Source organism: Pseudomonas sp. GL-R-26, assembly GCF_019947365.1.
Classification (GTDB): domain Bacteria; phylum Pseudomonadota; class Gammaproteobacteria; order Pseudomonadales; family Pseudomonadaceae; genus Aquipseudomonas.
On the sequence record NZ_JAGYGI010000001.1, the window covers coordinates 346196 to 369524 of the forward strand.

Sequence of the window (23329 nt, forward strand, 5' to 3'; positions counted from 1 at the left end):
CACCTGCTTGCCCGTTGGCGGGCGAGTAAGGCCAGTACTTCAATTTTCGGTGAGGCTCAAATGCTCCAGCGAGCACTCAACAAACGATCATTCAACAGGTTCGGATCGAGCGGCTTGGGCCGTCGCGCCATGGCGCTGAAAAACAGCTCCAGCGATTCATTCAGTCGTTGTTCCAGCTCCGGCGCCAACTGCGCCAGTGCGCTGCCTTCGCCGTAGGCGATCTGGCTGTCGACGGCGAAAATCCCTTGCAGCATTTCCTGGGCCTTCAATGCCGACAGCACCGGCTTGAGCGCGTAATCCACCGCCAGCATGTGAGCGATGCTGCCGCCAGTGGCCATCGGCAAAACCACCTTGTGGCTCAAGGCACGTTCGGGCAGCAGATCCAGCACGACTTTCAGTGCTCCGGAAAACGATGCCTTGTAAACCGGTGTGGCGATCAGCAGGCCATCGGCGTTTTCAATCTGTTGCAGCAGGTCGATCACCTTGGGGCTGTCGAAGCGTGCGTGCAGCAAGTCCTCGGCCGGGAAGTCCCGCACCTGATAACTCACCACTTCCACGCCCTGCCCTTGCAACCAACGCTGGGAGCGATCCAGCAGCACCCCGGAACGAGAGCGCTGACTGGGACTGCCACCGAGTGAGACAACCAACATTCAGACGATTCCTTGCACGGTGTTGGCGATTCGCGGCTTGCGATCTCGCTTCGATAGAGTGACCTTAACAGCTGATTTATATATCCATAAATCATATTTATTCATTTGGTTATTCGTTAAAGAAATATGAAAACCGGTTTCTTCCAGGCAAAAAAACAGGCCGTCGAAACGGCCTGAAAATCCCCTGCTTTGTGGGTACACATCTTGAATTCCGTTGCGCCTGATCCGCCGCCATCGCGAGCAAGCTCGCTCCCACAGGGGTCCGCAGCTGCGCCAAAAATGCTGAAGACTTACCGATTCGGCTGCGGCGTCAGGCGCAGGTAAGGCTTGACCGCCCGATAGCCCTTGGGAAAGCGCTGTTTGATTTCATCTTCATCCTTGAGCGACGGCACGATCACCACCTCATCACCGTCCTGCCAGTTGGCCGGCGTGGCCACCTTGTAGTTGTCGGTGAGTTGCAGCGAGTCGATCACCCGCAGGATTTCATTGAAGTTGCGGCCGGTGCTCGCCGGGTAGGTAATCGTCAGCCGGACCTTTTTCTTCGGGTCGATCACGAACAGACTGCGCACGGTCAGGGTGTCGTTGGCGTTGGGGTGGATCAGGTCGTAGAGGTCCGAGACCTTGCGGTCGGCGTCATCCAGGATCGGAAAGTTGACCACGGTGGCCTGGGTTTCGTTGATGTCCTCGATCCACCTGTGATGAGACTCTACCGGGTCCACCGACAAAGCGATGGCCTTGACGCCGCGCGCTGCGAACTCATCCTTGAGCCTGGCGGTGAAACCCAGCTCGGTAGTGCACACCGGGGTGAAATCCGCAGGATGGGAAAACAGCACGCCCCAGCTATCGCCCAGCCACTGATGGAAACGGATGATGCCGGCGCTGGAGTTCTGTTCGAAATCGGGGGCGATATCGCCAAGTCTGAGACCCATGGTGCTGCTCCTTGTGAGTGCTTGATGGGCTCAACTGTGCCTGTGTTTTTTATCTATTAAAAAGAATAAATATCGATTTATTTAGATCATAAAGAAATATTAAATATCTGTTCACTGGACGTGCCCGCACAACCCGCCGAACATCGCCCCAAGGTTCGAGAAGGCCTTGAGTTGCTGCAAAGAGGGAAGTTCAAGGCGGGATTACGGGGGTGAACCCGTCTTGAAAATGTAAAAGCCCCGCCCGGTGCAATACCAGGCGGGGCTTTTTTTGTCTCGGTTACGCGAGCGCTATTACAGCAGCGGGATCGAGTAGCTGAGGATCACGCGGTTTTCGTCCTGCGAACGCGTGTTCGGCAGGTCGGTGCGCCAGGTCGCGTTTTTCCACGCCAGGCCCAGGTTTTTCAGCGGACCTTCCTGAACGACGTAAGCCACGCTCAGATCGCGCTCCCACTCGGAAGCACCATTGGCCGCTTCGCGGCCCTTGGCGTTAACGGTATCGATATTGTCGCCGTGCAGGTACACCAGACCCGCCGTCAGGCCAGGTACGCCGACCTTGGCGAAGTCATACGCATAGCGTGCCAGCCAGGTACGCTCGCCCGCACGGCCGAACTTCTGGATTTGCGAATCAGTGATGGTGTAGTTCGACGAACCGTCGCCCTGGTTCAGCCAAGGGAAGTCACTGTTGCCGTTACTGACCTGGTAACCGCCACCGAAGGTGTGACCGGCAACGGTGTACAGGAACAGGCCGCTGTACAGGTTGTTGTCGACCTTGCCCTTGCCGTTGGCTGCACCGCTGTAGTTGCCAGTGGTGAAGTACAGAGGATCGTGACCGTTGGCACCGTCGTCGGAACTGTTGAAGTAACGGAAGTCAGACTTCAACACGCCAGGGCCGATTGCCCAGTTGTGCACCAGACCCAGGAAGTGTTGCTTGTAGAACTCCTCCAGGTTGCCGTAGTAGTACTGGGCAGTCAGGTCCTTGGTGATCTTGTAGTCACCGCCGGCATAAATGAATTTGTTGCTGTCGCGACCTGCAGCGGAACGGCTGTTGGCGCCGGAGATAGACAACTGTTCGTTGTTGCTCGAGTTACGACCTTTTACCTGCTCGATCTGACCGCCGATCAAGGTCAGGTCCTTGATGTCGTTCGAGGCGATCTGGCCGCCCTGCCAGGTTTGCGGCAACAGACGACCGTCGTTGGTCACGATTACCGGCAGCTTTGGCTGCAAGGTACCCAGCTTCAGCTCGGTCTGGGAGATCTTGGCTTTGGCAGTCAAACCCAGGCTGGAGAAGTCATCAACCGCTTCGCCGTTGGACTTGCTCGGGAACACGGTGCCGCCGTACGAGTTGTTGCTCGCGCCGTTGGTGCCGCCACCGGAATCCAGTTTGACGCCCAACAGGCCGATCGCATCGATACCGAAGCCGACGGTGCCCTGGGTGTAACCCGAGATGAAACGCAGATCGAAGCCTTGGCCCCATTCTTCGTTTTTGTTCGGGCCAGTGCCGTCACGGTAATCGGTGTTGATGTAGAAGTTGCGCAGCCCCAATGTTGCCTTGCTGTCTTCGATAAAACCCGCGGCGCTTGCCTGCTGGGTCAAAACCCCGACGGCCACAGCGATGGCCAAGGTGGACTTGTTCATGTTTCGCTCCTCTCGTTTCTAATTCTGATGTTCCTGGTCCCGAATCGATTGCCCGGGATCCTGAATGCGTAAATTCGCGGCAAACCGTCTAGGCCGGTCATTTGGCGGGCCGCAGGATACATGGCCTTAAAGCCAAAAAGAATTTTTTGATGCTTTTTAATATCAACTGGGAATATGCCTTTCCACGACAGATCCGAGGTATCGGCGGTGAGGCCGGTTCCTGAACCTGATCTATTGTCGAGGGGCGAAATTGCTAAACCCGAGCTCAGGGATGAGTGTCGGACAGGCGCACTTTAAGCGGGATGGATAGAAACTAAAAAGAATAATAAATAATCATAAAAGATCTTTATGGAATAACAAAAAACAGACAAAAAAAACCCCGCCAGCGAGCGGGGCTTTTTCTTACGGCGATTACATGAAGCTGTAGGTGTAGTTGAAGATCAGACGGGTCTGGTCTTGATCAAGGGTGCTGGTGTTGCCACGGTAGGTACCGTGACGCAGCGTCGTACCAAACCCTTTCAGTGCACCCGTTTGAATCACGTAATCAATGCGCGCGTCGGTCTCGTGCTCACTCAGGTCTTTACCAATACCGTTGGTAGCCTTGATGTCCTGGCCATTCAAGTAAGCAATCGAAGCTTTCAAGCCTGGTACACCCAGGGAGGCGAAGTCATAGGAGTACTGACCGAACGTGGTGTTTTCACCGGCACGGATAAAGCTGCCAACTGTGGCATCGGTAAACGAGTAGAAGCTCGCGCCGCCGGCACCTTCAGGATTACCGTTGCCATCGACAAGGTTGCCCTGGTTCAAGAAAACGAAGCCGCCGTCATCGTTGACACGCTGATGCCCGATCAGGAACGCGTTGCCACCCAGGGTATAGGTGAACATGGCGCTCCAGGTCTTGTTATCGATCTCACCCGGGGTCTTGGCGAAACCGTTGTTGTTGTTGAAACGGAAACCCGGATCGCCGTTCTTGCCGTCGGAGCTGCTATCGAAATAACGGATATCGGTCTTGAACGACTGATTGGCCGCGATCGGGTAGACGTGCACCAGACCGAGGAAGTTCTGCTTGTAGAAGTCTTCCAGGTTCGCATAGTAGTACTGCAGCAAGAGGTCTTTGGTGACCTTCCAGTCAGCACCGCCGTAAAGGAATTTGTTGCTGTCCTGAGTGGCGCCAGCCACAGACAGGCCAGTGGAGTTCGAGGAAGCACGACCCGACGCGTGCTCCAGTTGACCAAAGTTGAAGGTCACGTTGTCGATTTCTTTGGAGGTGATGGTGCCACCTTCAAAGGTCTGCGGCAGCAGACGGCTGTCGTTCGCGATCAGGATCGGCAGGTTAGGTGCCAGAGCGCCACCCAGGTGGGCTTCAGTCTTCGAGAAGCGCGCCTTGACGTTGCCATCCAAACGGCTCCACTCGTCGGCCGCCTCATTGCCATCGCTAGGGAAGAATGAGTTGCTGTTACCGGTCGGGTGATGCCCCTTGCCGCCATCCAGGTGGATACCCACCAGCGCCTGGGCGTCGATACCAAAACCTACGGTACCTTGGGTGAAACCGGACAGGTAATCGAACTTCAGACCTTCAGCGGTTTCGCGCTGACGGTTGGCAGGAGTGCTCGCACCTTCGCGCATATCGGCATCGTAATACATGGTGCGAGAGCTGATGGACGCCTTGCTGTCTTCCAGGAAACCTGCGGCGCCTGCCTGCTGCGCCAAAACCCCCACGGTCACGGCCAAAGCCAAGGTGGACTTGTTCATTGTGTAGCTCCTCTCGATTCTAATTCTTGTGTTCCTGGTCTCGAGTCGATGCCCGAAATCCTAAGATGCGCGATTAGCGCCAGAGCGTGACCCACAAGTCAATCGTAACCATGTGTGTCTACGACCATAGTCTAATCCCCGGTTTTTTGGTCCCTGCAGGGTCATGAATCCGTCATGAACCTGAAAAGAATTACCCGATTCTTTTCTAATACCGTTTAGGAATTTAGCTCCCCACTCCCTAACCATCCCAGAATAGAAGGTTTGGCTCATAAGCTAATTCCTAATCGGTATTTATTTTCGCTTTTTTAGATCGATTAGTTTTCGACGTAATTCGGAAACAAATCTTTTACCGAAAGGCGGCCCCATGACGTCAAAACGTGCACTATCCGGACCAATTGTTACAGTTTGTGTATTGTTCGCATTTTCTTTCACCGCTCATGCGGCGAACCTTACCGTCGGCTATCAAACCGGTATCGACCCGAGCAAAGTCCCCCAGGCCGATGGCCTTTATGAAAAAACCATCGGCCAGCCAATCGACTGGCGGCGCTTCAACAGCGGCCCGGAAGTGGTCACGGCGATTGCCTCCGGCGATCTGCAAATCGGCAATCTCGGCTCCAGTCCGCTGGCCGCTGCCGCCTCGCGCAACCTGCCGATTGTCGCGTTCATCGTCTCGGCCCAGATCAATGCCGCCGAAGCGCTGGTGGTACGCAACGGCAGCGGCATCGAAAAACCGCAAGATCTGATCGGAAAGACCATCGCCACGCCTTTCGTTTCAACCTCCCACTACAGCCTGCTTGGCGCGCTGAAGCACTGGGGCCTGGACAGTTCGAAAGTCAAAGTCGTGAACCTGCAGCCCGCGGAAATCGCAGCAGCCTGGAAGCGTGGTGATATTGATGGCGCGTTTGTCTGGTCGCCCGCCCTGGGGGAAATCCGCAAGAGTGGCAAGACCCTGACCGACGCTGCACAGGTAGGCCAATGGGGTGCACCCACCTTTGAGGTCTGGGTGGCGCGCAAGGATTACGCAGAGAAGCACCCAGAGGTCGTGGCCAAATTCGCCAAGGTCACCCTCGACGCCTTTGCTGATTACGCAGCAAATAAAGCCAACTGGACGGTCGACTCGGAACCTGTGCAAAAAATCGCCAAACTGACCGGTGCCAATGCCGCCGATGTGCCTGAGTTACTGGCAGGTTCCGCATTCCCGGATGCCAAGGCGCAACAGAGCACCGCACTGCTGGATGGCGGCACGGCCAAGGCCATTGGCGAGACGGCGAAATTCTTGAAGGAGCAAGGGAAGGTGGAGACGGTGCTGCCGGATTATTCGCCGTATGTCAGCGCGAAGTTTGTCCAGGAGTGAATGTAAAACCTTGTGGCGAGGGGGCTTGCCCCCGTTCGGTCGCGAAGCGGCCGCAAGATCATACGGCTCGGTCAGGCAGGTTTGGGGCTGCTCCGCAGCCCAACGGGGCGATGCGGCGTTCCGACAAGCCCCCTCGCCACAGGAACCTCTGCCGCTCCAACATCAAAGGGCTTTTTCGAAGATCTTCGAATTACGCTGATAGTTGTACAGCGACGCCCGCGCCGATGGCAGGCGCTCAACGCTGCTCGGCACAAAACCACGCTCGCGGAACCAGTGAGCGGTGCGGGTGGTAAGGACGAATAAAGTCTTCAAACCCTGAGCCCGGGCGCGGGTCTCGATGCGCTCCAGCAACTCATCACCGCGACCGCCATGGCGATACTCCGGGTTCACCGCCAGGCACGCCAGCTCACCCGCATCGGAATCGGCAATCTGATACAGCGCCGCACAGGCGATGATCATGCCTTCGCGCTCGACCACGCTGAACTGTTCGATCTCGCGCTCCAGCACCTCGCGGGAACGGCGCACCAGGATGCCCTGCTCTTCCAGCGGGCTGATCAAATCCAGCAAACCGCCGACGTCTTCAATGGCCGCTTCGCGCACTACTTCGAACTGCTCCTGGGCCACCAAGGTGCCGCCACCGTCGCGGGTGAACAGTTCGGTCAGCAGCGCACCGTTTTCGGCGTAGCTGACGATATGGCTGCGGGCCACGCCGCCACGGCAAGCTTCGGCCGCGGCATCCAGCAATTCCGCCTGATAGTTGCTGCCCAGCCGTTGCAAATGCGCCGGCACCTGCTGCGGACGCAGTTCACGCACCAGGCGCCCGTGTTCGTCGATCAAGCCCAGGTCGGCGCCGAACAGCAGCAGTTTGTCCGCACCCAGGTCGATGGCCGCACGGGTGGCGACGTCTTCGCACGCCAGGTTGAAAATCTCCCCGGTCGGCGAATAACCCAGCGGCGACAACAGCACGATGGAGCGCTCGTCCAGCAGACGGTTGATGCCCTTGCGATCGACCCGGCGTACTTCGCCAGTATGGTGATAGTCGACGCCTTCAAGCACGCCGATCGGCCGTGCAGTCACCAGGTTGCCGCTGGCCACCCGCAGGCGCGAGCCCTGCATCGGCGACGAAGCCATGTCCATCGACAGGCGAGCCTCAATGGCAATGCGCAACTGGCCAACCGCGTCGATCACGCACTCCAGGGTCGCGGCATCGGTGATGCGCAGGCCGTGATGGTAATGCGGGATCAGGCCACGAGCTGCCAAGCGCGCTTCGATTTGCGGGCGGGAACCGTGAACCAGCACCAGACGCACACCCAGGCTGTGCAACAGCACCAGGTCGTGGACGATATTGCCGAAGTTCGGGTGTTCAACGCCGTCGCCGGGCAGCATGACGACAAAGGTGCAATCGCGGTGGGCGTTGATGTAAGGCGAAGCGTGACGAAGCCAATTGACGTATTCGGGCATGAACCTGGGCCTGTAATAAATAGCAGCCGAAAAAAGGGCGAAACTGAAAACGCACAGCGGGCTGATGGTTATCGTCGGAACAGGCTTGGCGACACGCGCGCTCTCCTCATGAATACGGGTTGGAACATCGGCAATTTAACTGCAAAACCCTGTAGGAGCGAGCTTGCTCGCGATGGATATGAGGGCACCGCGTTTATCCAGGCGGACCTCGTCATCGTTAACGTCCATCGCGAGCAAGCTCGCTCCTACAGGGGTGTCAGGCAATAGTGTTCGATCAGTTGCCTTAATAGATGCACCGTAGGCTGCAAACGTGACATTTCGAGGTATTCCCCCGGCTGATGGGCGCAGGCGATATCACCCGGGCCAAGCACCAGCGTTTCACAGCCAAGGCGCTGAAGATAAGGTGCTTCGGTGCCGAACGCCACTGCTTCGGCGCTGTGACCGGTGAGCTTTTCGGCAAGGCGCACCAGCTCGGCGTCCTCGGCCTGCTCGAACGGAGGCACTTCGGGGAACAACGGTGCGTAATCGATCTTGACCTGATGCCGCTCGGCAACCGGCTTGAGCTTCTGCAGGATCTCGGCACGCAGGACCTTGGGGTCCATGCCGGGCAATGGCCGCAAATCGAATTCCAGCGAACACTGGCCGCAGATGCGGTTGGGGTTGTCGCCGCCATGGATGCAGCCGAAATTCATCGTTGGCATCGGCACGCCAAACTGTGGATTGCGGAACTCGCGCTGCCACAACAGACGCAGGCCACGCAGTTCACCGATGGCATCGTGCATGGCCTCCAGGGCGCTGTGGCCCAGGCGCGGGTCGGAGGAATGACCGCTCTGCCCGAGGATGTCGATGCGCTCCATCATGATGCCTTTGTGCATGCGGATCGGCTTGAGCCCGGTCGGCTCGCCGATCACCGCCGCCCGCCCCAGCGGTCGCCCCGCTTCGGCCAGCGCGCGGGCGCCTGACATCGAGCTTTCTTCATCGCAAGTGGCGAGGATCAGCAACGGTTGTTTGAACGGCTGATCGAGCAGCGGTTTGACCGCCTCGATGGCCAGGGCGAAAAAACCCTTCATGTCGCAACTGCCCAGGCCAATCCAGCGACCGTCGACTTCAGTCAGCTTCAGCGGGTCGGTTTGCCACAGCGCGCCGTCAAACGGCACGGTGTCGCTGTGCCCGGCCAGCACCAGGCCGCCGGGGCCGGAGCCGAAACTGGCCAGCAGGTTGAACTTGCCGGGGCTGACCTGCTGAATCTCGCAGGTGAAACCCAGCTCACCGAGCCAGGTCGCCAGCAGATCGATGACCGGGCGGTTGGTTTGATCGAGACTGGGCTGGGTGCAACTGACCGACGGTGCGGCGATCAAAGCAGCGAATTGTTCTTTCATCGACGGCAATGGCATCGCTGACTCCCGGCACCCGAATTGAGGTCCATCATAGAACCAACCGATGGCAGGAATAAACCGTCGCGACGCGGACTAACCTTGAGTCCTGTACACTGCACGACCTTGGCAGCCACACATTCCCCCGGCTGCGCTCCCGATCCTGGATTTTCCGGCCATGCAGAAAGAAACCGAAATCAAACTCCGCGTCAGCCGCGAAACCCTCGCCGCCCTGCGCGAGCACCCGTTACTGAAAAAACGCAACAAAAGTGGCTGGGAACGCCGTGAGTTGATGAACCAGTACTTCGACACGCCCGAGCGCGACCTGGCCCAGGCCAAAGTCGCCCTGCGCCTGCGCAAGGATGGCGAAGAAGTGATTCAGACCCTCAAGACCCGTGGCCAGAGCATCGCCGGCTTGTCCGAGCGTAATGAATTCAACTGGCCCCTGCCCAAGGCCAAGCTCGACCTGAAGAAACTCGACGGCGAATGTTGGCCCGAGGAGCTGGCCGAGCTCGACAAGAAAACCCTGAAGCCGATCTTCACCACCGACTTCGTCCGCGAACGCGCGGAAATCGCCTGGGGTCGCGGCAAGACCAAAGTGGTCATCGAAGCCGCGCTGGACCTGGGTCACGTCGTGGTCGGCAAGCAGAAAGAAGAAATCTGTGAGCTGGAACTGGAACTGCGCGAAGGCGAGCCGGCAGCCCTGCTGGAACTGGCCGCCGAGCTGGCCGAGAAACTGGCCCTGATGCCTTGCGACATCAGCAAGGCCGAGCGCGGTTATCGCCTGTACGACGCCCACAGCTATTCGTTGAGCCTGCCGGCACCGCAGATCACGGCGGAAACACCGCTGGACGACTCGTTCGCCGCGCTGAGCTGGCACTTGCTGGGCAGCAGCCAGCGTCTGGCCGAGCAGTATCGCTTCAACGGCCACTGGCGCCTGTTGCAGGACTGGGTCGAATGCCTCGCGGAAATGCGCGCGCTGATCAGCAGCCTGGGCCAGGCCGCACCACGTCAGTCGACCCACGATCTGCGTATCGCCCTCGATGCCTTGCTGGAAGACTGGCGCCCGCTGGTCCAGGCCGGCCTGGAAGATGAAGACGTGCGCAAAGCCGCACCCGAGCAGTTCCTCGAAGAACTCGAAGATCCGCGCTGGGGCCTGTTCTCCCTGACCACCTCGCGCTGGCTGCTGGCCCGCACCTGGGCCGCCGACCGCAACACCCGTGGCAATCGCCAGGGCGCTGCGCAACTGGGCAGCTGGTTGCCGCGCCTGCTGGGCGAAGAAGCCACTTCGTTGCAACTGCAACGTTACCAGCAACAACCAGAAGACCTGGCCGAGCAACTGCCGCGCATCGAACGCATCCAGGTCTGGCTGCACCATGCGCGCAACGTGCTGGAGATCCCGGAAATGGATCGCCTGTACGGCGAGCTGAACAAACTGGCACAACTGGCCAACGAATCGATCACCGATGAAGTCCTGGATGCCCGCAAGCAGCAGGCGATTGCGGTGTATCAGAACCGTGCCTGGAAGATGTTGCTGCGCCTGTAATACCTTGTGGCGACGGGGCTTGCCCCCTCGCCACAAAGGCCCTCAAGCATCATCAGCGCACCACCGGCAAACTGGTCGTCGACTTGATCTCCGACAACGCCACGATCGAATTGACCTCCTGAATCCCCGGCACCATCGACAGTTTCTCGAAGAAGAAACGCTCGTAGGCCTCGATGTCCGCCGTGACAATCCGCAGCAAGAAATCCACCGCCCCCATCAGCACGTAACACTCCAGCACCTCCGGAAAGCCGCGAATCGCCTCGGTGAATTCGGTGAAGTTCGAACGCCCGTGGGCATTGAGTTTCACCTCCGCGAAGATCTGTGTGTTCAGTCCGATTTTCTTGCGGTCGAGCAAAGTCACCTGGCCGCGAATGATGCCCTCCTCTTTCATCCGCTGAATCCGCCGCCAGCACGGCGATTGCGAGAGGCCGACCTGCTCGGCGATCTGTGCGCTGGAAAGCGAAGCATCCTCTTGCAGCAAGGCGAGGATCTTGCGGTCGTAGCTGTCCAGTTCGCTTTGCATAAAAAAACCCTTAACCGAGTAACAAGTGAATTGATTTATTCTTCATTTCTGCAATACAGCCAATCATAGAGAAGAAATACCCGGCACAGGATGTAAACATTTCTCCAATGATTTTGGAGCCAGACCATGCCGTATCTCGAAGCCGTGAACACCCCACCTGCCCGCGCCGATGTCTGGAACGTCGGCAACGCCCATTGCCGGGTTCGCTATCAAATGACGGCCGAGGCTGAACCGGACCTGCTGTGTCGCGCCCTCAATCTGTTCGCCTTGCAATTGCTCACGCCGGAACAGGTCAACGCGCAACACCAGGACGACTGGATGACCATCGAAATCGTCATCGACGGTTTGAGCTGGCACCGCGCGCAAGTGATTGCGGAAAAACTTCGTAACCTGATCAGCGTCTGCTCGGTGGAGCTGCAAGAAGCTGATGCCCCATGGGCCGAAGCGGCTCAAGCGGCGGGCTGAAAAACTCCGAAACGGCTTCATCGGGTAGTGGCCCAGCGGTCAGCCTGCTCACGGCTATCCTTTGCGCACTGTCGTTCAAAAGGAGCCCGCATGTCCGTACATCTCGCCTTTCAGGACCGCTGGCTGGATCTCAATGACCTGCTGCGCGAACTGGTCGCCCAAGGCTTTATCAGTCAGGATTCGGCCGAACACGCGCTCAATGCCCGCCGCCGCAACGCCTCCCTTGGCCAAATGCATCCGCTAGAGTTCATTGCCAGCCAACAGCTGGACGATCTCAGCCGTCCCGGCAAACCGCTGGATCTCGAGAGCCTGACCCTGTGGTTATCCCGGCAGGCCGGCCAGCCTTACCTGCGCATCGACCCACTGAAAATCAATGTCGCGGCCGTGACCCCGCTGATGTCCTATGCCTTCGCCCAACGCCACAAGATCCTCGCGGTAGCGATCGACCGCGAGGCGGTGACCGTGGCCAGCGCCCAGCCTTATGTCAGCGGCTGGGAGGCTGACCTGACCCACGTGCTCAAATTGCCGATCAAGCGTGTAGTGGCCAACCCGGTGGACATCCAGCGCTTCAGCGTCGAATTCTTCCGCCTGGCCAAATCGGTCACCGGGGCGAACAGCGCCGACCCGCAAGTCAGTACCCTCGGCAATTTCGAACAGCTGCTCAACCTCGGTGCCAGCGACCAGGAGCCGGACGCCAACGACGCACACATCGTCAACATCGTCGACTGGCTGTTCCAGTACGCGTTCCAGCAGCGCGCCAGCGATATCCACATCGAGCCCCGGCGCGAACAAGGCACGGTGCGCTTTCGCATCGACGGTGTGCTGCACAATGTCTATCAATTCCCGCCCCAGGTCACCATGGCCATCGTCAGTCGCCTGAAAACCCTGGGACGCATGAACGTCGCCGAGAAACGCAAACCCCAGGACGGTCGGGTGAAAACCAAGACCCCGGACGGCGGTGAAGTCGAACTGCGCTTGTCGACACTGCCCACGGCCTTCGGTGAAAAAATGGTCATGCGGATCTTCGATCCGGAAGTCCTGCTCAAGGATTTCGACCAGCTTGGTTTTTCCGCCGACGACCTTCGCCGTTGGCAAGACATGACCCGCCAGCCCCACGGCATCATCCTGGTCACCGGGCCGACGGGTTCGGGCAAGACCACCACCCTCTACACCACCCTGAAAAAACTGGCGACGCCGGAGGTCAACCTCTGCACCATCGAAGACCCGATCGAAATGGTCGAGCCGGCGTTCAACCAGATGCAGGTCCAGCACAACATCGACCTGACCTTCGCCGCCGGTGTGCGCGCGCTGATGCGGCAAGACCCGGACATCATCATGATCGGCGAGATCCGCGACCTCGAAACCGCGGAGATGGCGATCCAGGCTGCGCTCACCGGGCACCTGGTGCTGTCGACCCTGCACACCAACGATGCACCCAGCGCCATCAGCCGCCTGCTGGAGCTCGGCGTGCCGCATTACCTGATCAAGGCAACGGTGCTCGGCGTCATGGCCCAGCGACTGGTGCGGACCCTGTGCCCGCACTGCAAGGCGCCGCTGACGCTGGGCGAAGACGACTGGCAAACCCTGACCCGTCCTTGGCAAGCACCCTTGCCGACCAATGCCCAGCGAGCCATCGGTTGCGTGGAATGCCGCGACACCGGTTATCGCGGTCGCGCCGGGGTCTACGAAATCATGCAAATGAGCGATGGCATCAAAGCGCTGATCAGTCCTGATACCGATCTGCTGGCCGTGCGGCGCCAGGCATTCAAGGAAGGCATGCGCAGCCTGCGGCTGTCAGGAGCGCAAAAGGTCGGCGCCGGGCTGACGACCATCGAGGAGGTTCTGCGGGTGACGCCCCAGAGTGAGCAGAACTGAGCCCGGCTGTACTTATCCGGCATCGGCACAGCTACACTCCAGCGATTGCAACTCCACAGATCCACACATCAACAAGGAATCGTTATGCAGATCGGTAGTGTGCTTTTGCTTTTTGTCGGCCTGGTGGTCGCCATTCTGTTCATGGGCTTCAAGGTCGTGCCCCAGGGCTTTGAATGGACCGTCGAGCGTTTCGGTCGCTACACCAACACGCTCAAGCCGGGGCTGAACGTCATCATTCCGGTCATGGACCGCATCGGCCGCAAGATGAATGTGATGGAAAGCGTGCTGGATATTCCGCCGCAGGAAGTCATCACCTCCGACAACGCCACGGTGCAAATCGACGCCGTGTGCTTCTTCCAGGTGGTCAACACGGCCCAGGCGGCCTACGAGGTCAACAACCTCGAACACGCTATCCGCAACCTGCTGCAAACCAACATCCGCACCGTGCTCGGCTCGATGGAACTCGACGCCATGCTCAGCCAGCGTGACGGCATCAACGAAAAACTGCTGCGCACCGTCGACGAAGCGACCGCGCCGTGGGGCATCAAGATCACCCGGATCGAGATCAAGGACATCAGCCCACCCGCCGACCTGATGGCAGCGATGTCGGGGCAGATGAAAGCCGAACGGATCAAGCGTGCACAGATCCTCGAGGCCGAAGGTCTGCGTGCCGCAGCGATCCTGACCGCCGAAGGCAAGAAGCAGGCACAGATCCTCGAAGCAGAAGGCAGTCGCCAGGCCGCCTTCCTGGAGTCCGAAGCCCGCGAACGGCAAGCCGCGGCGGAAGCCCAGGCGACCAAAGTGGTGTCCGAAGCCATCGCCAGCGGCAACGTGCAGGCGGTCAATTACTTCGTGGCGCAGAAGTACATCGATGCGCTGGGCAAGCTGGCTTCGGCCAACAACAGCAAAGTGATCCTGATGCCGCTGGAGGCCAGCTCGATGATCGGCGCGGTGGGCGGCATTGGCGAAATCGTCAAGGCCACTTTCGATAACAAGAAAGCCTGAGGCGCGCCATGTGGGCATTTTTACAGCACCTTTCGTTCTGGGACTGGTTGGCGCTGGGCACGGTGCTGTTGATTCTCGAAGTGTTCGGCGCCGGCGGTTACCTGCTGTGGATCGGCATGGCCGCGGCAGCCGTGGGCGTCTTGACCTTCCTGCTGCCGGACCTGTCCTGGGAATGGCAGTTTCTGTTGTTCGGCCTGTTGTCGATCACCACCGCGTTGTACTGGTGGCGGCGTCAGCGCACGGCGATGCGTCCGAGCGATCAGCCGCACCTGAATCTGCGCGGTCAGGAGCTGATCGGCAAAACCTTCGTGGTGCATGAAGCGATTGTCGACGGTCGCGGCAAGATCAAGGTGGCCGACGGCGTGTGGATGGCCCGAGGGCCGGACGCTGCCATTGGCAGCCGCGTACGGGTGGTCGGCCAGCAAGGCGCGATCCTGCTGGTCGAAGCGGAGGAATAGGCAACCACGGAACTCGATTGGGGGTTGGCAATCCAACCGCGTAGTCAACCCAGTGGAGTCACCCTGTCATGCGTTTCAAACTTGCTGTCGCTACCGTCGCGCTGTTGTCCCTGCCTGTCGGTTCGGTGATGGCCGATACTTTTTGGCGTAACGTTCTTACGTCCGGTGCAACCACCGGTTCGAGCTATCTGACATCCAAGGATAACAAGCTGGTCGTCGCAGCCCAGGACGATGCCAGCAGCTTCGTCGCCAGTGATGGCAGTATCCGCGGTCCGTACCTGGAAGCAGCCATGCAGAAAGTCCGCGCCGACAACCCGGGCCTGCAAGCCACGGACATGGAACTGGCGAACGCGATCCTGGCGAAGAATGCCGTGGCACCTAAATAAGCATTGCGAATGAAAAATGCCGCTCAATTGAGCGGCATTTTTTTTGCCTTGCGAACACAAATCCCATGTTCACCGCCCCCCCTGTGGGAGCGAGCTTGCTCGCGATAGCGGTGGATCAGTAAAAACTTCATTGGCTGCCGAACCGCATTCGCGAGCAAGCTCGCTCACACAGGGGTTATGTGCATCCTGAAATATCAGCGGTAGTCGTCCACCGGCACACACGCACAAAACAGGTTCCGGTCCCCATACACATTGTCCACCCGGTTCACCACCGGCCAGTATTTGTGAGCCTTGGTGTGCGCGTCCGGCGTGACCGCTTGCACGATGCTGTACGGCCGCTCCCACACGCCAGTGATATCGGCCAACGTATGCGGCGCACCTTTCAGCGGGTTCTCTTCAGCCGGCCAGTTACCGTTCTGCACCTCGTTGATTTCCGCGCGGATGCTCAGCATCGCTCCGATAAAGCGGTCCAGTTCCGCCTTCGACTCGCTTTCGGTCGGTTCGACCATCAGCGTCCCCGGCACCGGAAACGACATGGTCGGGGCATGGAAGCCGTAGTCCATCAAGCGCTTGGCCACGTCCTCCTCGGTAATGCCGGTCAACGCCTTGAGCGGTCGCAGGTCGAGAATGCATTCGTGGGCCACCCGCTCATTGCGCCCGGTGTAGAGCACAGGGAAGGCACCGGACAAATGCCGCGCCAGGTAATTCGCGGCCAGGATCGCCACTTCGCTGGCGTCCGCCAGTTGCGGCCCCATCATCGCGATGTACATCCAGCTGATCGGCAGAATGCTTGCGCTGCCCCAAGGCGCTGCGCTGACCGCGCCATTTTGCGGGTGCGGCCCGTCGAGCGGTACCACCGGATGGTTGGCCACGAACGGCGCCAAGTGCGCCCGAACACCAATCGGCCCCATGCCCGGCCCACCGCCACCATGGGGAATGCAGAAGGTCTTGTGCAGGTTCATGTGCGAGACATCGGCACCAATATCGGCCGGCCGCGCCAGCCCGACCTGAGCATTGAGGTTGGCGCCATCCATGTACACCTGCCCCCCGTGCTGGTGGATCACTTCACAGATTTCGCTGATGCCTTCCTCATACACGCCATGGGTCGAAGGATAGGTCGCCATCAGGCAGGCGAGTTTGTCTGCCGCCTGCGCGGCTTTTTCCTTGAGGTCATCCAGGTCGACGTTGCCCGCCTCGTCACACTCGACGATCACCACGCGCATCCCGGCCATTTGCGCCGACGCGGGATTGGTGCCATGAGCCGACGAAGGAATCAGGCAGATATCGCGGCCGCCCTGTTGCCGGCTCTCATGGTATTTGCGGATCGCCAGCAGCCCGGCGTATTCGCCCTGGGCACCGGAGTTGGGCTGCATGCAGATCGCGTCGAAACCGGTGATCGCACACAACCAGCGCTCCAGTTCTTCGATCATCAGCCCATAACCGGCGGCCTGTTCCTTGGGCACGAACGGGTGCAGGTTGGCGAACTGCGGCCAGGTAATCGGGATCATCTCGCTGGTGGCGTTGAGTTTCATGGTGCAGGAGCCCAGCGGGATCATCGATTGATTGAGCGCCAGGTCCTTGTTTTCCAGTTGCTTGAGGTAGCGCAGCATCTCGGTTTCGCTGTGATGGGCGCTGAACACTGGATGGCGCAGATAAGGCGAAGTTCGCGCCAGCCTTTCGGGAATTCCGCCAGGCAAGACTTCGGCATCCAGGTCATCGATGCTGAGCCCGTGATCAGCACCCAGGAACACGTCGAACAGCTTCGCCACGGTACCTTCGTCGCAAGCCTCGTCGAGGCTCAGGCCCAGTTGGCCGCGCCCGAGAATGCGCAGGTTGATCTGCGCGGCCCGGGCACTTTCGATGATCGCGGTCTGGGCTCCGCCGACTTCCAGCGTCAGGGTGTCGAAGAAGTGCCGGTTGACCCGGGTGATACCGTTGCGTTCAAGCCCGGCGGCCAGGATGCATGTCAGCCGATGAACCCGCTGGGCGATCCGCTTGAGCCCTTCCGGGCCGTGGTAGACCGCATAGAAACTGGCGATATTGGCCAGCAGTACCTGGGCCGTGCAGATGTTGGAGTTGGCCTTTTCCCGGCGGATGTGTTGCTCGCGGGTTTGCAGGGCCATGCGCAGGGCGGTGTTGCCCCGCGCATCTTTCGAAACACCGATGATCCGCCCGGGAATTGCTCGCTTGTATTCATCGCGGCTGGCAAAAAATGCCGCGTGAGGCCCGCCGTAGCCCATGGGCACGCCAAATCGCTGGGACGAGCCGAACACCACATCGGCGCCCAGTTCACCCGGCGGGGTCAGCAACAACAGGCTCAGCAAATCCGTGGCGACACAGGCCAGGGCCTGTTGCGCGTGCAGATGATCGATCAGCGGCCGCAGGTCGTGGATTTCACCGTGGGTGTCGGGGTATTGCAGCAACGCGCCGAACACCTGGTGCTGCTTCAAGTTATCCACAGCATCGACGATCAGATCGAAACCGAAACCTTCAGCGCGGGTCTGCACCACGGAAATGGTTTGCGGGTGGCAGTTTTCGTCGACAAAGAACAGGTTGCTTTTCGACTTGGCGACCCGCTTGGCCAAGGCCATGGCTTCTGCCGCAGCGGTGGCCTCATCAAGCAGCGAGGCGTTGGCCAGTTCCAGGCCGGTCAGGTCGATGGTCAGTTGCTGGAAGTTCAGCAGCGCTTCGAGCCGCCCTTGGGCGATCTCCGGTTGGTAGGGGGTGTACGCGGTGTACCAGCCGGGATTTTCCAGCACGTTACGCAAAATGACCGCCGGTGTGAGGGTGCCGTGGTAGCCCATGCCGATCAGGCTGGTCCAGACCTGGTTCTGCTCGGCATAACCGCGCAGCTTGGCCAGCGCGGCCTCTTCATCGAGTGCCGGGGGCAGGTCCAGCGCCCGGTTGAGGCGGATGCCCGGCGGCACCGTTTGCTCGATCAATTCGACCCGACTGCCCAGGCCGAGGCTGTCGAGCATCGCCTGTTGCTCGGCGGCGTCGGGTCCGAGATGGCGGCGCAGAAAGGCATTGGGGTCGCGTAACTGGCTCAGGGACGGCAATTGGGACATGACGGGCTCTCTCTTGACTGGCGCTCGGCGTCGATGCAACACGGTCAAACCAGCATAGCAGTCGATCTTCGCGTGGATGACGTGGCGCGGTCGACCAATCCGGATCATCATGTCCGGCGCCAACTTAATGTCCGCTGATCGGGTGACTGTATTCATGAGCCAACTGCCTTTCCTGCCGTTTTCCAAACCCACCATCGATGAAGCCACGATCGCCGCCGTCGGTGATGTATTGCGCTCGGGCTGGATCACCAGCGGCCCCAAGGTCCAGGCCTTCGAAGCGCAGCTTTCGGAGTATTTTGGCGGGCGCCCGGTGCGCACCTTCAATTCCGGCACCTGCACCATGGAAATCGCCTTGCGGATTGCCGGGGTCGGGCCCGGCGATGAAGTGATCACCACGCCGATTTCCTGGGTGGCCACCGCCAACGTCATCATGGAAGTCGGCGCCACCCCGGTGTTTGCCGACATCGACCCGGTGACCCGCAATATCGATCTCGATCAACTGGAAGCGGCGATTACCCCCCGCACCAAAGCCATCATCCCGGTGTACCTCGCCGGGTTGCCGGTGGACATGACACGTTTGTACACCCTGGCGAAAAAGCACAGCCTGCGGATCGTGGAGGATGCAGCCCAGGCGTTGGGCTCCAGCTGGAACGGCCAGCGCATTGGCTCGACAGGGGATTTCGTGTCCTTCAGTTTCCAGGCGAACAAAAACGTCACCTCCTCCGAGGGCGGTTGCCTGGTGCTGAATACGGCCGAAGAAGTACGACTGGCGGAGAAATACCGGCTGCAGGGCGTTACCCGCAACGGCTTCGACGGCCTGGACGTCGACGTGCTGGGTGGCAAGTTCAACATGACCGACGTCGCCGCAGCCATTGGCCTGGGGCAGTTTGCTCATATCGAAACCATCACCGCTCATCGCCGTGACCTGGCCCGGCACTATTTCGCCTGCTTTGGCGCGGATTTCGAAGCGCAGTACGGGGCGCAACTGCCTCCGGCGGATTTCACCCAAAGCAATTGGCATCTGTTCCAGCTGGTATTGCCGGAGCGCAAGGATGGCAAACCGGCGCGGGCGACTTTCATGGAGCAGATGCAGGCATTGGGTGTCGGGATCGGCTATCACTACCCGCCGATTCACCTGTTGAGCCTGTACCGCGAGCGCGGCTTCAAGGAAGGCATGTTCCCGATCGCTGAGCGGGTCGGTCGGCTGATTGTCTCGCTGCCGATGTTCACGGCGATGAGCAAAGCGGATGTCGAGCGTTCGGTGGCGGCCGTGAAAGCGGTTTTGCGCGACGCCTGAGTCCGCAAATGAAAAAGCCCCGACGGATCGGGGCTTTGGGATGTTGCGTCGGGCTTATTCGCCGATGGCAGCCTGGTAGCCGGCGGCATCCAGCAGTTTTTCCAGCTCGGCGGTGTTGCTTGGCTTGAGCTTGAAAATCCACGCGCCGTACGGATCGGAGTTGAGCAGCTCAGGCTCACCGCTCAGCGCTTCATTGACGGCAATCACTTCACCGCTGATCGGTGCATAAATGTCGGAAGCGGCTTTAACCGATTCAACGACACCCGACTGATCACCGGCAGCAAACACGTTGCCGACTTCAGTCAGCTCGACAAACACCACGTCACCCAGCGCTTCCTGCGCGTGATCGCTGATGCCCACGGTGACGGTGCCATCGGCTTCCAGACGTGCCCATTCGTGACTTTCGGCAAAACGCAGGTCGGCAGGGATATTGCTCATGTTCTGTGTCCTCAGGAAATTGTCAGCGGTCGTTAACCACTGAAAAAGATTAGATCAAGGTTTTGCCGTGACGTACGAAGGTCGGTTTGACCACCCGGACCGGGTACCACTTGCCACGGATTTCCACTTCAGCGCGGTCGGCTGTTGCCATCGGCACGCGCGCCAGTGCAATCGACTTGCTTAGCGTAGGAGAGAAACTACCACTGGTGATCTCCCCTTCGCCAACATCCGCGATACGAACCACCTGATGAGCACGCAAAACACCGCGCTCCTCAAGGACCAGACCGACCAGTTTGTGCTGTACGCCGGCGGCCTGCTCGACTTCCAGCGCCTTGCGCCCGATGAACTGCCGGGTGGCGGGTTCCCAGGCAATGCTCCAGGCCATATTGGAGGCCAAGGGTGAAATATCCTGCTGGATGTCCTGACCGTAAAGGTTCATGCCGGCTTCGACCCGCAAGGTATCCCGCGCGCCGAGGCCGATGGGAGAAATCCCGGCTCCGACCAGATCGTTGAAAAAGCCTGGCGCCTGATCGGCCGGCAGAATGATTTCCAGGCCGTCTTCGCCGGTATAACCGGTGCGCGCGATGAACCAGTCACCATCGGACAGGCCTTCGAAGGGCTTGAGGAGCTGGATCAGGTTGCCGCGGGGCTGGCTGACCAGTTCGGCAATTTTCTGCCGGGCGTGAGGGCCCTGGATGGCCAGCATCGCCAACTCGGAACGCTCGCGAAGTTGTACGTCGAAACCGTTGAGATGCGCTTGCATCCAGGCCATGTCCTGATCGCGGGTGGAGGCGTTTACCACCAGGCGATAACCCTCATCGAGACGGTAGACGATCATGTCGTCGACGATCCCGCCCTGCTCGTTGAGCATGGTGCTGTACAACGCACGGCCGGGGCTGTGCAGGCGTTCGACATCATTGGCCAGCAAATGCCGGAGCCAGGCTTTGGCCTGGGCGCCGCCGACATCGATTACGGTCATGTGGGATACATCGAAGACACCGCAATCGCGGCGCACCTGATGGTGCTCCTCGACCTGCGATCCATAATGCAGAGGCATGTCCCAACCGCCAAAATCGACCATCTTCGCGCCGAGTGCGAGATGAAGGTCATACAGAGGCGTACGCTGTCCCATGGGTTTCTCCTTCCGGGCGTGGCGAGGGTGCGGGCAGGTGCTGCACGGACTGAATGCCTTGAAACAAAGGGCCTTCAGCCGATTTCAGCTACCTGGTCTGTCAGACGGACCGCACCGAATGCCGCGCATTGTAGCCGCAAGGTGTAGGACTGACACCTAGCTGTTTCGATGTGCCGAACGCCGGATCAATCCAATGACCGGTAACAGCCCGACCAGCACCAGGGTCAATGCCGGTAAAGACGCCCGGGCCCATTCGCCTTCGCTGGTCATTTCGAAGATTCGCACCGCCAGCGTGTCCCAGCCAAACGGGCGCATCAGCAGGGTTGCGGGCATTTCCTTGAGCACGTCGACGAACACCAGCAGCGCGGCGCTCAACGTGCCGGGTAGCAATAATGGTAGATACACTTTGAAAAACAGTCGTGGCCCACTGACGCCAAGGCTACGTGCCGCTTCGGGCAAAGATGGCCGTATACGCGCCAGGCTGCTTTCCAGTGGCCCGTAGGCCACCGCAATGAAGCGCACCAGATAGGCCAGCAACAACGCCGACAGACTGCCCAGCAGCAGCGGCTTGCCCGCGCCACCGAGCCAGCTCGATAGCGGGATCACCAGTTCGCGATCCAGGTAACTGAACGCCAGCATGATCGACACCGCCAGCACCGAACCGGGCAAGGCATAACCCAGGTTGGCCAGACTGATCCCGGAACGAATGACCCGGGTGGATGCCAGTCGTCGGGCAAACGCCAGTAACAAGGCGACGCTGACGGTGATCAACGCCGCCATCGCCCCCAGGTACAAGGTATGGACGATCAACCCGGTGTAGCGCTCGTCGAGATCGAAGCGCCCGCGCAGCCAGAACCACACCGCTAATTGCAGCATCGGGATAACGAAGGCGCAGGCGAACACCAGGCCGCACCACGTCATGGCCGCCAGTGCCTTGACGCCTCGCAGGTGATACAGCGCCTTGACCCGTGGTCGCTCGTTGCTCGCCCGGTTGGCTCCGCGGGCACGCCGTTCGCCGTAGAGCACCAGCATCACCACCAGCAGCAACAGGCTGGCCAGTTGCGCGGCGGACGACAGGCTGAAAAAACCGTACCAGGTCTTGTAGATGGCCGTGGTGAAGGTATCGAAGTTGAACACCGACACAGCGCCGAAGTCCGCCAGGGTTTCCATCAGTGCCAATGCCACGCCCGCGCCGATGGCTGGTCGCGCCATGGGCAACGCCACCCGCCAGAACGCTTGCCAGGGCGATTGGCCAAGGACCCGCGCCGCTTCCATCAGGCCTTTGCCTTGGGCGAGGAAGGCGGTGCGCGCCAGCAGATAGACATAGGGATAGAAAACCAGCACCAGCACCACAATCACACCGCCCGTGGAACGCACGCGCGGCAGCCGCAGACCACTGCCAAACCACTCCCGCAGCAGGGTCTGCACGGGTCCGGCGAAATCCAGCAGGCCGACGAAGACGAAGGCCAGCACATAGGCTGGGATCGCGAAAGGCAGCATCAGCGCCCAGTCCAGCCAGCGCCGGCCGGGGAATTCGCAAAGGCTAGTGAGCCAGGCGAGGCTGACCCCCAGGACTGTCACGCCGACACCGACGCCTAGCACCAGGGTCAGGGTATTGCCCAGCAAACGCGGCATCTGTGTGTCCCAGAGATGGGACCAGATCTGTTGATCGATGGTTTGCCAGGAAAACAGCAGGACACTCAGGGGCAACAGGACCAGCGCAGCGATGGCGAAGACGACTGGATACCAGCGGCGTTGGGCGGGATGGGCCAAGGAAAAGCTCTCTGAAATGACGAAGCCTGCCATGGTACATCGGCAGGCTTCATTCTGTGGCGAGGGGGCTTGCCCCCCGTTGGGCTGCGAAGCAGTCCTGAAATTAACGACTTCACCACTTCAGGCAAGACACGTCTGGCAATTTTACGACCGCTGCGCGCTCGAACGGGGGCAAGCCCCCTCGCCACAGGTTAGCGTCCTGAAGTGTA

Annotated in this window: 19 protein-coding genes; 8 read left to right on the forward strand and 11 right to left on the reverse strand. The window is 59.9% G+C overall.

Annotation, left to right across the window (positions count from 1 at the left end; translation table 11 throughout):
* Positions 1–56 precede the first annotated feature (56 nt).
* The 4 genes from ssuE to KGA96_RS01560 form a co-directional block, all read right to left on the reverse strand.
* Positions 57–650 (reverse strand): NADPH-dependent FMN reductase, encoded by a 594-nt coding sequence (gene ssuE, locus KGA96_RS01545; RefSeq protein WP_007993145.1) that lies wholly within the window; start codon positions 648–650, stop codon positions 57–59.
* 290 nt (positions 651–940) lie between these two features.
* Positions 941–1579, reverse strand: a complete 639-nt coding sequence (locus KGA96_RS01550; protein ID WP_046039097.1) for a peroxiredoxin — start codon at positions 1577–1579, stop codon at positions 941–943.
* 291 nt (positions 1580–1870) lie between these two features.
* Positions 1871–3214: an OprD family porin gene (locus KGA96_RS01555; RefSeq protein WP_046039095.1), complete on the reverse strand. Its 1344-nt coding sequence runs from the start codon at positions 3212–3214 to the stop codon at positions 1871–1873.
* 411 nt (positions 3215–3625) lie between these two features.
* Complete coding sequence (locus tag KGA96_RS01560; RefSeq protein WP_046039093.1) at positions 3626–4966, reverse strand: OprD family outer membrane porin; 1341 nt, start codon at positions 4964–4966, stop codon at positions 3626–3628.
* Positions 4967–5330: 364 nt separating this feature from the next.
* Between KGA96_RS01560 and tauA the strand changes: the two genes are divergently transcribed.
* Positions 5331–6320 (forward strand): taurine ABC transporter substrate-binding protein, encoded by a 990-nt coding sequence (tauA, locus tag KGA96_RS01565; protein WP_046039092.1) that lies wholly within the window; start codon positions 5331–5333, stop codon positions 6318–6320.
* Positions 6321–6482: 162 nt separating this feature from the next.
* Here tauA and argA read toward each other — a convergent pair whose 3' ends face one another.
* Together argA and argE are read right to left on the reverse strand one after the other, a co-directional pair.
* On the reverse strand, positions 6483–7781 hold the full coding sequence (argA, locus tag KGA96_RS01570; RefSeq protein WP_223511382.1) for an amino-acid N-acetyltransferase: 1299 nt from the start codon (positions 7779–7781) through the stop codon (positions 6483–6485).
* A 245-nt stretch (positions 7782–8026) separates the two neighbouring features.
* Positions 8027–9175 (reverse strand): acetylornithine deacetylase, encoded by a 1149-nt coding sequence (argE, locus tag KGA96_RS01575; RefSeq protein WP_046039088.1) that lies wholly within the window; start codon positions 9173–9175, stop codon positions 8027–8029.
* Positions 9176–9332: 157 nt separating this feature from the next.
* Between argE and KGA96_RS01580 the strand changes: the two genes are divergently transcribed.
* A complete protein-coding gene (locus tag KGA96_RS01580) occupies positions 9333–10700 on the forward strand; it encodes an inorganic triphosphatase (protein WP_223511391.1) in 1368 nt (455 codons plus the stop codon).
* Between the two features lie 52 nt (positions 10701–10752).
* Here the strand turns inward: KGA96_RS01580 and KGA96_RS01585 are convergent, their stop codons facing one another.
* On the reverse strand, positions 10753–11223 hold the full coding sequence (locus KGA96_RS01585) for an Lrp/AsnC family transcriptional regulator (RefSeq protein ID WP_007993158.1): 471 nt from the start codon (positions 11221–11223) through the stop codon (positions 10753–10755).
* 126 nt (positions 11224–11349) lie between these two features.
* Between KGA96_RS01585 and KGA96_RS01590 the strand changes: the two genes are divergently transcribed.
* The 5 genes from KGA96_RS01590 (at position 11350) to KGA96_RS01610 (ending at position 15412) form a co-directional block, all read left to right on the forward strand.
* Complete coding sequence (locus tag KGA96_RS01590) at positions 11350–11688, forward strand: hypothetical protein (protein ID WP_046039082.1); 339 nt, start codon at positions 11350–11352, stop codon at positions 11686–11688.
* A gap of 90 nt (positions 11689–11778) precedes the next feature.
* Positions 11779–13563: a GspE/PulE family protein gene (locus KGA96_RS01595; protein WP_046039080.1), complete on the forward strand. Its 1785-nt coding sequence runs from the start codon at positions 11779–11781 to the stop codon at positions 13561–13563.
* Between the two features lie 84 nt (positions 13564–13647).
* On the forward strand, positions 13648–14568 hold the full coding sequence (locus tag KGA96_RS01600; RefSeq protein WP_046039079.1) for an SPFH domain-containing protein: 921 nt from the start codon (positions 13648–13650) through the stop codon (positions 14566–14568).
* A gap of 8 nt (positions 14569–14576) precedes the next feature.
* Positions 14577–15026, forward strand: a complete 450-nt coding sequence (locus KGA96_RS01605) for an NfeD family protein (protein WP_046039077.1) — start codon at positions 14577–14579, stop codon at positions 15024–15026.
* 68 nt (positions 15027–15094) lie between these two features.
* Entirely contained in the window at positions 15095–15412 is a 318-nt protein-coding gene (locus KGA96_RS01610; RefSeq protein ID WP_223511394.1) for a DUF2388 domain-containing protein, read from the forward strand.
* 194 nt (positions 15413–15606) lie between these two features.
* Here the strand turns inward: KGA96_RS01610 and gcvP are convergent, their stop codons facing one another.
* Positions 15607–18480: an aminomethyl-transferring glycine dehydrogenase gene (gene gcvP / locus KGA96_RS01615; protein ID WP_223511396.1), complete on the reverse strand. Its 2874-nt coding sequence runs from the start codon at positions 18478–18480 to the stop codon at positions 15607–15609.
* Between the two features lie 154 nt (positions 18481–18634).
* Between gcvP and KGA96_RS01620 the strand changes: the two genes are divergently transcribed.
* Complete coding sequence (locus KGA96_RS01620) at positions 18635–19777, forward strand: DegT/DnrJ/EryC1/StrS family aminotransferase (RefSeq protein ID WP_046039542.1); 1143 nt, start codon at positions 18635–18637, stop codon at positions 19775–19777.
* Between the two features lie 54 nt (positions 19778–19831).
* Here the strand turns inward: KGA96_RS01620 and gcvH are convergent, their stop codons facing one another.
* The 3 genes from gcvH to KGA96_RS01635 all read right to left on the reverse strand — a co-directional run bounded on the left by gcvH (position 19832) and on the right by KGA96_RS01635 (position 23120).
* The gene (gcvH, locus tag KGA96_RS01625) at positions 19832–20215 is read right to left on the reverse strand and encodes a glycine cleavage system protein GcvH (RefSeq protein WP_046039071.1); all 384 of its coding nucleotides are present in this window, start codon (positions 20213–20215) and stop codon (positions 19832–19834) included.
* 49 nt (positions 20216–20264) lie between these two features.
* A complete protein-coding gene (gcvT, locus tag KGA96_RS01630) occupies positions 20265–21347 on the reverse strand; it encodes a glycine cleavage system aminomethyltransferase GcvT (RefSeq protein ID WP_223465243.1) in 1083 nt (360 codons plus the stop codon).
* A 156-nt stretch (positions 21348–21503) separates the two neighbouring features.
* Positions 21504–23120: an ABC transporter permease gene (locus KGA96_RS01635; protein ID WP_223511398.1), complete on the reverse strand. Its 1617-nt coding sequence runs from the start codon at positions 23118–23120 to the stop codon at positions 21504–21506.
* Positions 23121–23329: the final 209 nt, after the last annotated feature.

Coding starts and splice junctions, on each gene's coding strand:
- KGA96_RS01605 (WP_046039077.1), top strand. CDS start 14,577: ATGTGGGCATTTTTACAGCACCTTTCGTTCTGGGACTGGTTGGCGCTG.
- KGA96_RS01620 (WP_046039542.1), top strand. CDS start 18,635: ATGAGCCAACTGCCTTTCCTGCCGTTTTCCAAACCCACCATCGATGAA.
- KGA96_RS01555 (WP_046039095.1), bottom strand. CDS start 3,214: ATGAACAAGTCCACCTTGGCCATCGCTGTGGCCGTCGGGGTTTTGACC.
- argA (WP_223511382.1), bottom strand. CDS start 7,781: ATGCCCGAATACGTCAATTGGCTTCGTCACGCTTCGCCTTACATCAAC.
- KGA96_RS01610 (WP_223511394.1), top strand. CDS start 15,095: ATGCGTTTCAAACTTGCTGTCGCTACCGTCGCGCTGTTGTCCCTGCCT.
- tauA (WP_046039092.1), top strand. CDS start 5,331: ATGACGTCAAAACGTGCACTATCCGGACCAATTGTTACAGTTTGTGTA.
- argE (WP_046039088.1), bottom strand. CDS start 9,175: ATGCCATTGCCGTCGATGAAAGAACAATTCGCTGCTTTGATCGCCGCA.
- KGA96_RS01560 (WP_046039093.1), bottom strand. CDS start 4,966: ATGAACAAGTCCACCTTGGCTTTGGCCGTGACCGTGGGGGTTTTGGCG.
- gcvP (WP_223511396.1), bottom strand. CDS start 18,480: ATGTCCCAATTGCCGTCCCTGAGCCAGTTACGCGACCCCAATGCCTTT.
- gcvT (WP_223465243.1), bottom strand. CDS start 21,347: ATGGGACAGCGTACGCCTCTGTATGACCTTCATCTCGCACTCGGCGCG.
- KGA96_RS01585 (WP_007993158.1), bottom strand. CDS start 11,223: ATGCAAAGCGAACTGGACAGCTACGACCGCAAGATCCTCGCCTTGCTG.
- ssuE (WP_007993145.1), bottom strand. CDS start 650: ATGTTGGTTGTCTCACTCGGTGGCAGTCCCAGTCAGCGCTCTCGTTCC.
- gcvH (WP_046039071.1), bottom strand. CDS start 20,215: ATGAGCAATATCCCTGCCGACCTGCGTTTTGCCGAAAGTCACGAATGG.
- KGA96_RS01550 (WP_046039097.1), bottom strand. CDS start 1,579: ATGGGTCTCAGACTTGGCGATATCGCCCCCGATTTCGAACAGAACTCC.
- KGA96_RS01580 (WP_223511391.1), top strand. CDS start 9,333: ATGCAGAAAGAAACCGAAATCAAACTCCGCGTCAGCCGCGAAACCCTC.
- KGA96_RS01590 (WP_046039082.1), top strand. CDS start 11,350: ATGCCGTATCTCGAAGCCGTGAACACCCCACCTGCCCGCGCCGATGTC.
- KGA96_RS01595 (WP_046039080.1), top strand. CDS start 11,779: ATGTCCGTACATCTCGCCTTTCAGGACCGCTGGCTGGATCTCAATGAC.
- KGA96_RS01600 (WP_046039079.1), top strand. CDS start 13,648: ATGCAGATCGGTAGTGTGCTTTTGCTTTTTGTCGGCCTGGTGGTCGCC.